The 12,864-nt window shown below is 42.6% G+C and carries 12 protein-coding genes and 3 pseudogenes; 6 read left to right on the top strand and 9 right to left on the bottom strand.

The features are described from left to right. Positions 1-4: 4 nt before the first annotated feature. The 8 genes from BN3912_RS05935 to BN3912_RS05900 form a co-directional block, all read right to left on the bottom strand. On the bottom strand, positions 5-1,969 hold the full coding sequence (locus BN3912_RS05935; protein WP_023983230.1) for an NADH-quinone oxidoreductase subunit 5 family protein: 1,965 nt from the start codon (positions 1,967-1,969) through the stop codon (positions 5-7). A gap of 78 nt (positions 1,970-2,047) precedes the next feature. Next, positions 2,048-2,356 (bottom strand): NADH-quinone oxidoreductase subunit NuoK, encoded by a 309-nt coding sequence (nuoK, locus tag BN3912_RS05930; RefSeq protein ID WP_004370218.1) that lies wholly within the window; start codon positions 2,354-2,356, stop codon positions 2,048-2,050. After that, positions 2,353-2,874 (bottom strand): NADH-quinone oxidoreductase subunit J family protein, encoded by a 522-nt coding sequence (locus tag BN3912_RS05925; RefSeq protein ID WP_004370217.1) that lies wholly within the window; start codon positions 2,872-2,874, stop codon positions 2,353-2,355. The genes nuoK and BN3912_RS05925 overlap by 4 nt, the downstream gene beginning before the upstream one ends. 14 nt (positions 2,875-2,888) lie before the next feature. Next, positions 2,889-3,422 (bottom strand): 4Fe-4S dicluster domain-containing protein, encoded by a 534-nt coding sequence (locus BN3912_RS05920; protein ID WP_004370216.1) that lies wholly within the window; start codon positions 3,420-3,422, stop codon positions 2,889-2,891. Positions 3,423-3,486: 64 nt separating this feature from the next. Then, a complete protein-coding gene (gene nuoH / locus BN3912_RS05915) occupies positions 3,487-4,575 on the bottom strand; it encodes an NADH-quinone oxidoreductase subunit NuoH (RefSeq protein WP_023983231.1) in 1,089 nt (362 codons plus the stop codon). 2 nt (positions 4,576-4,577) lie between these two features. Next, positions 4,578-6,149, bottom strand: a complete 1,572-nt coding sequence (locus BN3912_RS05910) for an NADH-quinone oxidoreductase subunit D-related protein (protein ID WP_023983232.1) — start codon at positions 6,147-6,149, stop codon at positions 4,578-4,580. Then, on the bottom strand, positions 6,136-6,864 hold the full coding sequence (locus tag BN3912_RS05905; protein ID WP_023983233.1) for an NADH-quinone oxidoreductase subunit B: 729 nt from the start codon (positions 6,862-6,864) through the stop codon (positions 6,136-6,138). The genes BN3912_RS05910 and BN3912_RS05905 overlap by 14 nt, the downstream gene beginning before the upstream one ends. After that, the gene (locus BN3912_RS05900; RefSeq protein WP_004370212.1) at positions 6,855-7,205 is read right to left on the bottom strand and encodes an NADH-quinone oxidoreductase subunit A; all 351 of its coding nucleotides are present in this window, start codon (positions 7,203-7,205) and stop codon (positions 6,855-6,857) included. The genes BN3912_RS05905 and BN3912_RS05900 overlap by 10 nt, the downstream gene beginning before the upstream one ends. Before the next feature lie 730 nt (positions 7,206-7,935). Between BN3912_RS05900 and BN3912_RS05895 the strand changes: the two are divergent. The 6 genes and pseudogenes from BN3912_RS05895 to BN3912_RS05870 all read left to right on the top strand — a co-directional run. Beyond that, positions 7,936-8,798, top strand: a pseudogene (locus BN3912_RS05895) (phage integrase SAM-like domain-containing protein); the annotation flags it as partial. 358 nt (positions 8,799-9,156) lie between these two features. Continuing rightward, the gene (locus tag BN3912_RS05890) at positions 9,157-9,966 is read left to right on the top strand and encodes a DUF4595 domain-containing protein (RefSeq protein ID WP_023983236.1); all 810 of its coding nucleotides are present in this window, start codon (positions 9,157-9,159) and stop codon (positions 9,964-9,966) included. Positions 9,967-10,231: 265 nt separating this feature from the next. Continuing rightward, entirely contained in the window at positions 10,232-10,681 is a 450-nt protein-coding gene (locus BN3912_RS05885; RefSeq protein WP_036859132.1) for an HU family DNA-binding protein, read from the top strand. Positions 10,682-10,993: 312 nt separating this feature from the next. Next, a pseudogene (locus tag BN3912_RS05880) lies at positions 10,994-11,263 on the top strand (helix-turn-helix domain-containing protein). Between the two features lie 21 nt (positions 11,264-11,284). Continuing rightward, positions 11,285-11,593 (top strand): helix-turn-helix domain-containing protein, encoded by a 309-nt coding sequence (locus BN3912_RS05875; RefSeq protein WP_023983239.1) that lies wholly within the window; start codon positions 11,285-11,287, stop codon positions 11,591-11,593. Positions 11,594-11,947: 354 nt separating this feature from the next. Then, positions 11,948-12,374 (top strand): annotated as a pseudogene (locus BN3912_RS05870) (plasmid mobilization protein). A gap of 16 nt (positions 12,375-12,390) precedes the next feature. Here the strand turns inward: BN3912_RS05870 and BN3912_RS05865 are convergent. After that, positions 12,391-12,810 (bottom strand): hypothetical protein, encoded by a 420-nt coding sequence (locus BN3912_RS05865; protein WP_051403416.1) that lies wholly within the window; start codon positions 12,808-12,810, stop codon positions 12,391-12,393. Between the last annotated feature and the right edge of the window lie 54 nt (positions 12,811-12,864).

The raw sequence follows: 12,864 nt of genomic DNA, 5'->3' as shown, positions 1-12,864 counted from the left end.
TGCATCACCCGAGAATAGCTAAAAGAATTAATGTCAAGGTGACGGAACCGGTAAGAAACCATATTACGTATTGACGCACATCTCCACTCTGCCACGGTCGAATGGTTTCGCCGGCCTCGTTTGCTCCCCATGCAACAAAGTTGAATGTGCCGTCAACAACATGGCGATCGAACCATGCAATAGGCCTACTTACACATCGGAAAATGATTTTATGCGTTACGAACTGCCAAATTTCATCCATATAGAAACGCTTATAGGCTGCACGATAAAGCGTGGGAAACATCTTGGCAAGCTTGTCCGCAACGGGAGTTGCCTGTCCTGCATACATGAAGAATGCTGTTCCGATACCGATAAGAGCAAGCAGAATAGAAATTCCGGCAACAGTCCAGTTGATATGAGTATCGAAACTCAATCCATTCGCCGAAATAAAGTGTCCGAAAGGAATGAAACCGCAAGTAAGGGTAATAAGAGAAAGAAATATCAAAGGGAAAGTCATCGTAAGAGGTGCTTCATGAGGTTTCTTAGCTCCGTTATCCTTATTTGTCTCATAATAACTTTTTCCCAAGAAAATGACACAGAAGAGGCGTGTCATATAGAATGCTGTCATCAAAGCAATACCGCTCATAATCATTCCCATAGGTTGAGAATAATTGTAGCATGCCACAAGAATTTCATCTTTCGAGAAGAAACCAGAAAATGGCGGTATACCCGAGATTGCCAAGCATGAAATGGCAAAAGTAATGCAAGTAATAGGCATATACTTCCATAGTCCTCCCATATAAGCTTTCTCATTAGAATGTACGGCATGAATAATACAACCGGCCCCAAGGAATAAACATGCTTTAAACATGGCATGAGTAAACAAATGGAACATTCCCGCCATATAGCCCAAGCCATTCACATCTGCATATTCTTCTGTCATTGCAACCCCTCCGGATACAGCGTCTGGTAGACAGACTCCTAAAGCTACAAGCATAAAACCAATTTGAGAAATGGTTGAAAATGCAAGTACACGCTTGATATCGCTCTGGACACATGCAACGGAAGCAGCATAAAAAGCGGTAAATGCTGCGATATATGCAATCCAATGTAATTGTTGCGGTGCAAATTCTACAAATAAAGGGAATAGACTTGCCACGAGATACACACCGGCTACCACCATCGTTGCTGCATGGATTAAAGCACTGACAGGCGTAGGACCTTCCATCGCATCGGGCAGCCAAATATGCAGTGGGAACATTGCACTTTTACCAGCACCACCAATGAACATAAGGAACAGAGCTAAAGGCAACACCCAAGCTGCACCGGCAACTCGCTGTGCAAGATCGGGCATTGCGGTAAGATCATAATTGAATGTTCCTACATAGAAACTATAAAACAAAATACCGATTAAGAAAAACAAATCGGCGAAACGTGTTACAATAAAAGCTTTCTTAGATGCTGCAACGGCAGTATGCATCGGATAATAAAAGCCAATAAGTAGATAAGAACTAACTCCAACAAGTTCCCAAAAGAGATACATCTGGAATATATTCGTAGCAACCACCAAGCCAAGCATGGACATCGTAAAGAGCGAAAGAAACGCATAATATCGCTGAAAGCCCTTCTCCCCATGCATATATCCGAAAGAATAGATATGTACCATAAAACTGACGGTACTTATCACAATAAGCATCATCACCGAAATGGGCGTAAGTCTAAATCCGATATTGAAAGTCAGTAATTCGGAAAACCTTAACCATGTAAAATCGAACACGGTAACGGTGGGATACATTGACGTAGCAGCATCACGCCCAACTACAAAGAAGTACTCATAAGCCGTATAGCATGCCAATGTAAAGACGATACCAAGTACACTTGTTCCGATTAGACCGGCAACCTTATGGCTCATCTTCATACCCGCAAGTCCCAACACAAGAAAAGACAGTGCCGGCAAAAGGAGTATCAAAAATACAAAACTGTAATTCATATTATTAAAATGTTGAGATCAAATGATCAATTTCCCCAATAACTAAATTAAGTAATCATTTAATCTTTGAATTTTCTTTTAATTTTTCATTTCTTCAATAGCATTCACTTGGTCACTCTTGAAATTACGATAAACATTAATTATTATTGCAAGCGCAACCGCTGTTTCTGCCGCACTCACACCTATCGAGAACAACGTAAAGAAAAATCCCTCAAGCTGTCCCGGATATAAAAGACGGTTAAATACCGCAAAATTTATATCCACAGAATTAAGTACAAGTTCTATCGAAATGAGCATTGCCACAAGATTACGACGGGTAACAAAACCGAATACGCCTATGAAAAACAACAAGGCACTTAACACGAAAAAATATTCTACCGGTATCATTTTTTATCCTCCTTTCTCGCAATCATAAGTCCACCTATAATACATGCCAACAAGAACACCGATATGAACTCGAAAGGCAGAACATACTGATACTTCTCAGAACCGACCAAAGCCGTACCTATCGTGTTCATCGGAACTTCCGTATCGCTCACAGAAGCAGACATATCTAAAAATTTATTCTTCAACAAAACTATTACAACTGTTGCCAATCCAAAAAGTGAAACCAGCAATCCGGCAATCAAACGGGAGCCTTTAATGCGTTCAACGAGTCCTTGCAGGGTTCTTTTAGACACAAGTTGAATTGCAAATATATACAACACGGTAATTCCACCTGCATAAATCGAAATTTGCGCCGCGCCTAAATACGTATAGTCCAGCAAGAAATAAAGGCCTGCCACACCAAAAAGAACAAATATCAGAAAAGTAGCGGCACGCATAATCCTTTTCGTCATTACACACATAATTGCCGAGCCAAGAATGACAACAGACAAAATGCAAAACATTATCAAATTAGCCATAATTGCAACCTCTCCTATTTGGTTTTAGTATTAAACTTCCCGATGGTCATCGGTGCTCCTCCCTCAATGAGTTCGGGAAGGCTTCCACCCTGATAAACTTCTTTATCAAGGTGCAACACAAGAGTATTTCGATCGAAAACACTGTTCTCAAAATCGTTGGTAAATTCTATTGAATCGAAATTGCAAGCATTCACGCAGAGTTGACAAAACATGCAATCACCCAAATCATATTGGTAATCTACCAACTGTCGCTTTTTCCTTCCGGTTTCCTCATTGGTCACCATTTCAGACATAATCTTTATGGTTCCGTTCGGACATGCCTTCTCACACATTAAGCAGGCCACACATTTATGGTTTCCATCATCATCACGCTTAAAAACAAGGCGCCCACGATGACGCTTGGCTACATGAAGCGTAGTCTTGCGGTTCTCCGGATATTGTTCTGTACTCTTGGGTGTGAGATACTCTTTAAAAGTAACTCCCAGTCCGGTAGCAAGAGACTTGACGCCATCCAAAATGCCACTGAAATATGATTGTTTATTTTCCATCTAATTGAAATTATAAAATCATGATGCTAAAACATCACTTCTTTCATTGTCATCTTACTATATTTTACCAAAGGTTGAAGTTGAATGCCACCCAGATTGTCGCCAATACAAGATTAAATAAAGCGAATGGCATAAGATACTTCCATTCAAGTGTAAGAATTTGATCGATACGCAAACGTGGAAATGTCCATCGTACCCACATCAACAACCATACCACAACAAATGTCTTACCCAAGAACCATATAATACCGGGAATATAATTCATAACAGTATCAAAGCCATCAATTCCGATATTAAGAGGTGCCCAGCCACCTAAGAATACGGCAGCAGCAATACCGGAAATCACAAAGAGATTAAGGTACTCAGCTAAGTAATAAAACCCGAAGCCCATACCAGAATATTCCGTGTGATAGCCTGCTGTAAGTTCACTTTCAGCCTCAGCCAAGTCGAACGGTCCCCTGTTAGCCTCGGCATTTCCTGCTATCAGAAACAGAATAAAGGCAATGATTGCCGGAATATTCCACTTGCAAATCAGCCAGTTACCCGGTCCGGTCTGACTCTCAACAATACCTCCCATTTGCATGGTACCTGTCATTGCCACTGCAGCAATAAGGCAAAGCCCAAGAGTCATTTCATACGATATCATCTGTACGGCACCGCGCATAGCCGAAAGAACCGAATATTTGTTATTGGACGCCCAACCGGCAAGAAATATTCCCAAGACACCAATGCTTGAGATGGCAGTAATCATAAAGACTCCCACATTAAAATCAAGTATATGGGCGCCTTTATTCCACGGTAAAAAAGAGAATGTTCCAATAGAAGCAATAATCACAAGAAATGGTGCAATGTAATACAAAAGCTTATCTGCTTTATCTACAGCAAAGATTTCTTTGATAAGCATTTTCAATACATCTGCAAACACTTGAAAGATCCCCCACGGACCTACACGCATAGGACCGAGGCGGCATTGGAAATATGCACAGACTTTACGTTCCATGAAAATCAAGATAATGGCAAGTACGGCATAACCGATAAGTATCAGCAAGCCAACAACCACGCACTCAATCAGAACTGTCCAAAAGTCTCCCAAGCCAAGTGTTTGGCGCAGAAGAGAGTCGAACCATGTCGTTACTATACTAAAATCAAACATAATTATCTATCAATATCAGGTATTACAAAATCTAAAGCGGCACCCGTTGTTACGAGATCGGCAATCTTCTCTCCACGGAGCATCTCGTCCATAGCTGCCACATGGTTCAATCCCATCGGCCGAAATTTCAATCTATACGGACTCTTATCACCCTTCGAATCGAGATATACACCAATTTCACCTCTCGAACCTTCACAAGAAAAATACCACTGACCTTCGGGAACCTTGATGATTGGCTTCTGTTTTACATAATAATCGCCTTCGGGAATATTGTCAATAAGCTGCTCGATAATATGGATACTCTGGCGTATTTCATCTATACGCACAAGATACCTTCCGTACGAATCGCAGAAATCGTTAGTTATCTCATCCCATTCCACCTTATCATACATGCCATAAGGATGGTTCTTACGCACATCGTTCTTCCATCCGGAAGCACGACCAGATGCACCGGTAACCCCATAACTGATAATGTTTTCTTTGCTCATGGAACCTATTCCGACAAAACGGTTCTTCGTAATTACATTATTACCGAAAACATCCATATATTCTTTCAACATGGGTTTCAGATACGAACAAAGAGTTTTACAATTGTTTACGAAATTAGGATCGATATCTTCTTGGCATCCGCCGATACGATAGTAATTCTGAATAAGGCGCCCACCTGTAGTTTCTTCCATCACGTTAAGTACGTGTTCTCTATCGCGCATGCTATAAAGAAATGCGGTAAGGGCGCCAAGGTCTTGTGCACAACAGCCCAAGTAAAGCAAATGAGAGTCTATACGTTGCAATTCATCCATAATTGTACGAATATAACGTATACGATCTGTGAGTTCTACTTCCATCGCCTCTTCGATCACCCCTACAAGCGCATGCCTGTTCATCATTGCGCTCAAGTAATCCATACGGTCTGTAAGTGCCAATGTCTGAGGATAAGTATATTCCTCACACATCTTTTCCATCCCCCTGTGAATATATCCCAAATGGGGATAAATACGTTTAATGGTCTCACCATCGAGAATAGTTTGAAGACGCAGCACGCCGTGTGTACTCGGATGTTGCGGACCGATGTTTATCACAAAATCATCGTCGGTAAACAACGGAACATGCCTTTCTACCAAGCATCCATCACCATCAAGCGAGTATTGGCAAGTATAATTTAATTCTATGTCATCCTCTAAAGTGTAGCCATTCTTCTCCGGAGCCGTATCATAATTCTTACGAAGCGGATACCCAATAAAGTCGTTCCGCAGATAGAGGCGCCGCATATCGGGATGCCCCAAGAACTTAATTCCCAAAAAGTCGTAAACCTCTCGTTCAAGAAAATCGGCTGCTTTCCACGAATTCGTTACGGAATCGAGTACATAATCCTCGCCGATCTGCTTTGCAATAGCCTTTACAGATATACGCTCATGACTTTCCGTATTCTCGAGAATATAGATACATCCTAATCCTTCTTCACCGAAATCTTCGCCAACAATCGTAACAAGATAATCGAAATGCTTTTCATTCTTCAGCTTCTTCATCTCCGAAACAAAGTCGGATGCTTGAAATTCAATATTATTCAGTTTCATTTCCGTCTACCTTATTTATATTGTCAGCATATTCAAGTTCTTCAGAAGCATTGAAATCTTCAGGAACATCCGTTACTACGATAGGCTTCCGCCCCAGCTTCTTTTCAAAGACGAGTTCCTCGTTGCTTTTTCCTGCCTCCTCGGCAGTCTGCTTATGATTTGCTCCGCCAAAGAACTTTTCTATCTTTACTTTACGTTGTAACTGCATCATACCGTACATGATAGCCTCCGGACGAGGAGGACATCCGGGGATAAACACATCTACCGGCACTATTTCATCGATACCCCGTACTACGTGATAGCTACTTTTAAACGGTCCTCCCGATATGGCACATCCTCCTACAGCTATCACATACTTAGGTTCTGCCATCTCATCGTAAAGGCGTTTAAATGCCGGTGCCATCTTGTTAGTTATCGTACCGGCACACATAATCAGGTCTGCCTGACGGGGAGAGTTACGCGTAACTTCGAAACCAAACCGTGCGAAATCATAACGCGCACAACCCACTGCCATAAATTCAATACCGCAACAACTCGTTGCAAAGGTAAGACTCCACAGCGAGTTCGAACGCCCCCAGTTAATCATCTGATCCAAAGAGCCGGTAACAACATTTACCCCACCCTCGTGCAATTCGTCGACAATCTGCTCCAAAGAGCTGTTGTCCTTGAATTCTTCATAGGGAATACTCTTGATATGCGGCTTTCTTACTTCCATTCCAATGCCCCTTTCCGCCAAGCATAAGCCAAGCCAAATACAAGTACCAACAGAAAGAACCCGATACTGACAAGCGCCATAGGACCGAACTGCTTTACCACGACGGCCCACGGATAAAGCAACACCGTTTCGATGTCGAACATCAGAAACAGAATAGCAAAGAGGTAATAACCAATATGAACCGGAAGCCACGAAGAGCCTCTTGTCGGAATACCGCTTTCATAAGGTTCGCCTTTTACCTGATTATACGAACGGGGACCTATCAACTTGGCTATAGCATATGCAGCTATCACCAAGAAAACAGCCGTCAGCAAAACGGTAACAAATAAAGTAAAATACATAAAAAATATAACGTTATTAATATAATGCTTTTTATATAAATGCTTCTAAGTTGCGTGCAAAGTTAATAATATTTTTGGGAATACTATATTTATTTCGATAAAAATACAAATTAAATCAATACTGCATAGAATGTAAAATTCCAAGAAAATGCTTTATATCCACAATTCCAAACCGACGAGAAGCAGACGAAACGCATGTCAGCCTGCTTTGACCATAGCATTGCTTTAAACCTCTAACTACTCTTATCAAGTTTATAACATTGCCTATTATCCCGCAGCCATACCTTTTTCTTTATACGTACGGATATTCTGACCGTCCTGATACGCCCTATGGTTTGCTGCCATAATCATCTGATTTTTAAAGGTTATACACGTTATTTACAAAAAGCATAGCTCTTCGTTGTAAGGAGATGGCCTTTTTACGATAAGTAATCAGTAGTTAAGAATTAAGGGAACCAAAGGGAAACGTAAGGAATGTAACTATTTGAAATATCATTAGTTGGCATTTTATTGCTATTATGAGGGTAAGCAAAAACGAGCATCAAACGGCAGGAGTTCCGTTACCAAATCGTAACCCATCGGGGAAAAGGCAAAAAGGGGTTACGAATTGAATGTAAACGATTGTGTCATAGGTTTTTATTCCTCATCTTTCATTTTTCTGCATCGCTCAGGAATACTTGTTCATCTGTACCTTTGCAAGCAAAGGTAATTTAGAAAAGACGACAGAAAAATGAAGGAAAACAAACTGAAAGTGTCGTTCTTCGTTCAGGCGAAACGAACAGACAAGAAAGGACTTGTGCCTGTCATCGGGCGCATCTCCGTAGGCAGAACTCATTCAGGCTTCTCCACCAAGTGCAAGACTCCACTATCCCTGTGGGACAGCCGAAAGCAACGACTCGTCGGCAAGAGTGCAATGGCGGTGTCCGTCAATCAGAAACTCGGTGAATGCACCGCACTCATCCACGCACACTTTCACGAACTCAGTGAAAGGGAAGAACACTTTACTGCCACAGATGCGAGGGATGCCTATCAGGGGCAAATCCACTGCCAAACCCTGCTCTTGGAGTGTTTCGGGGAGTATCTCGCACAGACAAAGGAGCGCATAGGTATCGACCGAGCCTTGAAGACGTTCAAGCTCCGCACCTATCAGCTCTCCCTGCTCCGTGAGTATGTACAGAAAAAAACAGGGTAAGCGACATTCCCCTTTCACAGTTGGACAAAGCCTTTATCGAGGGTTTCGAGTATTTTCTCACCATCGACCGCAGACTGAAACGCAGCAGCATATCGAGTGCCTTGTCCACCTTGCAGACCATCGTCCGCATGGCGGTGAAGAAAGGCGTGCAGGACTTATATCCTTTCTTGGGCTACAGCTACGAGCGACCAAAGGGCGAGCCTCGAAGCATTACGCAGGAAAAACTTCAACGCATCATCGACTTGGAGATTGAATGGGAGAACTACCGTATTGTCCGTGATTTGTTCGTGTTCTCCTGCTTTTCGGGGCTTGCAATCTCCGATGTCCGTAATCTTCGGGAGGAAAACATCGTCTTGGAAGAAGGCGAACTCTGCATCAAAAACAGGCATTGGTTGTTGAAAGACAGACAAAAACAAAAGCAACGCATTGCATTTCAAGAAATAAGTTGTATATTTGCATCCGATAAACAAAAAGCATTGTGCCTATGAACGGATAAAACAGATAAAAGACATAATAGATAAAAGCGTTAGCTTGCATTCTTGTTCTTGAAATTCGCCAAAATTCAAAAAGAACACACAAGAGTAAAAGTTAATGCTCACGCCAAACGGCGTGGGCTCTTACTCGGTTAGGTGTGTTAGGTGTTTGGCGATACCTCAAGAACATAAGCGAAGTTATCAGTCCACGCTTTTTGTTTGTCTTCTCCTCACCTTTTCAGGACTGAACCAAAACACTAATCATAAACACATAAAATAAGAAATAATGAAAAAAATCCTAACAATGGCGTGCCTTGCCGCAATGGTATTGGGCGCAACGGTGACATTTACATCATGCAACAACGACAACGATGATGAAACCTCTGGTGGAATGGCAAATCCCCAAATAGTATTCACAGGCGGACTTCCCAAGAAAGCAGCTGGTATGACCATTCAGACAAATGAGAAGGGACAGATTGTTGCCATTAAGGATGGAAAAGACGTGGTTACTTTCAAGTACAGAGAAGCAATAACACGCTCTGCTAAATCGGATCCAGATGTTGTCATGACACAAGGAGAAGGTAAAGAAAGACTTGTCTGTAACCTATACCTCAACAAAGACGGCTTTGTCAGACACTGCGAGGAGATAGAGTATGACTTGGATGGGAAACAGGAGGAAACATGGGATTTTACCTACAATGGCGATGGGCAACTGCTGACAATGCTACGTTCTGAAGGCGGAAACGAAAAGACCACAATCAAATATCAAGACGGCAATATCGTGGAAACAGCAACGGTTTCTGCCAAAGAACCAGAGGAAAGCAGCTCCTACAAGGTTTATTATACCTCAAATTCCATAACTTCGCCTATCGAGAACAAAGGATGTATCATGCTCTTTGACACGACTTTCGGTATTGATATGGACGAAATGAAATATGCATATTATGCTGGTTTGCTCGGCAAAGCAACCAAGCACTTGCCTGCAAGACTTGTTGATAACGAAAACTATACTCAGAATTTCTCTTGGACACTAAATTCTGCAGGCTATCCAATCTCATTCAAGGGTAACAACGAAACTTATTCTTTTGCTTGGTAATTAGGAAGTCGCCAAAGAGTATCACTGCAAAAGCAGTTAATCACTACTCGAGAAGCTTATGAGTGTATTTCTCAAAGTTTTTAAGCATTCTCTCAAAAGCTCCTAAGCTTTTCCGGAAAAGCTTAGGAGCTTTTTCTGCCTACTCACTTGCTTTTACGGAAAAAGGGTCCTATTTTTGTGACAGGTTGTTTTGGCAACTGCTTTTGCGGGTTTTATGGTTTTCTGGCCCGTCAAGGCTAACGGAGGAAACCGCCCTTTTGACATTATGGCAAATAAACCATTGCAGTTCATTCTGACAGAGCGCAAGCTCAACGTGGGCAAGCAGGCAGAGAGGACCGTACAGGTAGCCCAGCCTACGGGACGGCACCGTGTAGACTTCCGTAACTTCTGCGACCGTGTGGCGAAATCTACTACTTTCAGTCCGCAGGAGGTGACGGCAGTTCTTAATCTTGCCACAGAAACGGCACGCGACATCGTTGCCAACGGCGACATTGTGGACTTCGGCAACTTGGGCTCGCTCAAACCCTCGTTCAAGAGCAAGGCTGTGGAGAAAGGAAAGCCTTTCCGTGCGCAGGAACACATCGAGAAACCCGTTGTAAGACTCGTACCCTCGCGCAAGTACTTTATGCTGACCGATGCTGCCAACGAGCAGGTGAAGGGAAAAGCAGAGAAGAATACGACTGGAGATACTACGGGTGGTAATGAACATCCATAATTCTACCATGTCTGACACGATGAACGTGTAAGTATTAAACAAAGTCGTCTTGGCATTTAATGGTCAAGGCGACTTTTTTCTGTTATTTGCTGATATGGTGCGAGCCGACACCTCTTCTCATTACCGCAATTCTTGTGTCTTCCCATCATTTTCGTCTTTGACTTCCCTTGTTTCCCTCTATTTCCCTACTTTTCTCCCTCTCTTTTTCAAAGCTTCCCTGCGCTTACCTTTACACACGACAACAGTGGCAACGGACTGTATATTAGTTTGTTTGCCGAGTAACAACAATGTAATCAAAACAAAATGAATGCAATGAAACTTATCATCATCGACCGCAAGGCATAGGAGCGGCACAGCTCCGACTTTGCAGACTTTATCCATCGTATCGAACTGCTTATGGGCAATCCGCCCGAAACGGACGAATGGCTCGACAACGAAGCCGTATGCCGCAGGCTTGGCATCAGCAAGCGCACCCTGCAATCATATCGGGATACAGGTAAAATACCCTTCTCCATCATTGGGCATAAATGTTATTATAAGAAGAACGACATCACGGAGTTACTGAATGCAAAAAATGAATGAACTCAAACACTGAATGGAATTATGACAGAGAACGAAATCATCACACAGCAAGACCCGCAAATGCAGATGTTTTCGCAACTGATGGAGGGCGTATTGAAGAATATGGAGCGTTATTGCGCAACGGCTCGCCCCATGTTGGGCGGAGAGGTTTATCTCACGGGAGAGGAGGTTTGCAGCCTGCTACGGCTGAGCACTCGTACACTTCAGGACTATCGGGACAATGGCACGATTGCCTACTACAAAATCGGTGGCAAGATACTCTACAAGCAGAGCGACATACAAGCCATGCTCGAAAGACATTATTACCCAATACCTAAGAAGCTGGAGTGAGCCACAAGAAGTATAACCTAAGTCAAGAGCATAGTTAAAAATAAGGTAAGTCAAGAAGTTAATTGGTCAGGAAGTTAGTTTTAACTCAACTCAAAATTGACTTACTGCCCAAACTATAGACTTGCCTCAGTCGATAAGTCGACTTATCGACAGGTTAATATGTCGACAAGTCGAAACTTCGGTCAAAAAATATCAGCAGGTAATATCAACTACAAAAGTATCATATCTTGATACTGGCAGCAAGGTGTGTCTTTGTCCGACAAACTGCCATTTGTCCCACAAATACCCTTGCCCCGAAAGGGGATTAAATCACTCCGAATTCGTGATTAGAAAACAAACAAAACAAGTAAGATTATGCCTAAATTAGAACCACTTAATAACAACAGTTACGGTCATCGCAAGATAGAAGAAGTGCCACGCTGGGACAGATGGGACACCCGTATGCCCGATGTGAAAGACCAGTTGCGTGCCATTGGCCTGTACAGCAAGTCGGGTGCAGTGAGCAAATCCGATTTCGTGCGTGCCCGCATTCTCGGAGAGAGTTTCAAAGTGATAACGGTGGATAAGTCCGCCGTGGAGTATTACCGCAAGCTCTCTGAACTCACAGCCCAAGTACATAAGATTGGTACAAACTACAATCAAGTACTACGGCTGATGCACCTTTATACGGCTGAGAAAAGAGTAAAAAGCATTGTTACAAGAACTTATCCTGCTAGAAAAAGAACTCACCGCCTTACAAGAGCAGACAGTGAGTTTAACCATTGATTATCGGGAGAGATAAGAAATATGAGGTGGGATTATATTCTCCCAAGCATTTTTTGCAGCAGGTTGCCCGATGAACGTACTATCTGAAAATCCACCGTCTGGTTTTCTACCGTTTTTATGTCGACTAACTTGAAACGGCATAGGGTTTCCTGACACTCCAATGTGTCACGGATAGCGGAAAGGGTTTGTATTTTTCCAGTAAACGTACCATTGACAACTTGCAGATAAAGCATTTGTCCGTTTACATTATATGGACGTTTGTTCTCAAATCTGAGCAGGATGGTTATATCCGTACTGTCGTTTGGTGTGATTGTTACTTCATGTATGGTAGCCGTTCCCGAATAGACTTGTTTATAAGGCAGGAAATAGGCTACAGCAAAAAGACAAAGCAGTACCACCCCGATAGCGGCAATGCCGTAGCGAACCAATGAGGAGGGAATTTGTCCGACAATGCTACGTACTTTCTCGCTACGTAGCTCAAAACTTTTTTCTTGTTTTTTTCTTCT

Origin of the sequence: Prevotella phocaeensis (assembly GCF_900065875.1) — a bacterium.
GTDB lineage: Bacteria > Bacteroidota > Bacteroidia > Bacteroidales > Bacteroidaceae > Prevotella > Prevotella phocaeensis.
The sequence above is the reverse complement of the archived record's forward strand: the minus strand, read 5'-3'. Positions and strand labels throughout refer to the sequence as shown.

Excerpts from the sequence above, each read along its gene's own strand:
- BN3912_RS05905 (WP_023983233.1), bottom strand. The coding sequence starts at position 6,864 with ATGGAAGTAAGAAAGCCGCATATCAAGAGTATTCCCTATGAAGAATTC.
- BN3912_RS05910 (WP_023983232.1), bottom strand. The coding sequence starts at position 6,149 with ATGAAACTGAATAATATTGAATTTCAAGCATCCGACTTTGTTTCGGAG.
- BN3912_RS05875 (WP_023983239.1), top strand. The coding sequence starts at position 11,285 with ATGACAGAGAACGAAATCATCACACAGCAAGACCCGCAAATGCAGATG.
- BN3912_RS05890 (WP_023983236.1), top strand. The coding sequence starts at position 9,157 with ATGAAAAAAATCCTAACAATGGCGTGCCTTGCCGCAATGGTATTGGGC.
- BN3912_RS05900 (WP_004370212.1), bottom strand. The coding sequence starts at position 7,205 with ATGTATTTTACTTTATTTGTTACCGTTTTGCTGACGGCTGTTTTCTTG.
- nuoK (WP_004370218.1), bottom strand. The coding sequence starts at position 2,356 with ATGATACCGGTAGAATATTTTTTCGTGTTAAGTGCCTTGTTGTTTTTC.
- BN3912_RS05925 (WP_004370217.1), bottom strand. The coding sequence starts at position 2,874 with ATGGCTAATTTGATAATGTTTTGCATTTTGTCTGTTGTCATTCTTGGC.
- BN3912_RS05885 (WP_036859132.1), top strand. The coding sequence starts at position 10,232 with ATGGCAAATAAACCATTGCAGTTCATTCTGACAGAGCGCAAGCTCAAC.
- BN3912_RS05935 (WP_023983230.1), bottom strand. The coding sequence starts at position 1,969 with ATGAATTACAGTTTTGTATTTTTGATACTCCTTTTGCCGGCACTGTCT.
- nuoH (WP_023983231.1), bottom strand. The coding sequence starts at position 4,575 with ATGTTTGATTTTAGTATAGTAACGACATGGTTCGACTCTCTTCTGCGC.
- BN3912_RS05920 (WP_004370216.1), bottom strand. The coding sequence starts at position 3,422 with ATGGAAAATAAACAATCATATTTCAGTGGCATTTTGGATGGCGTCAAG.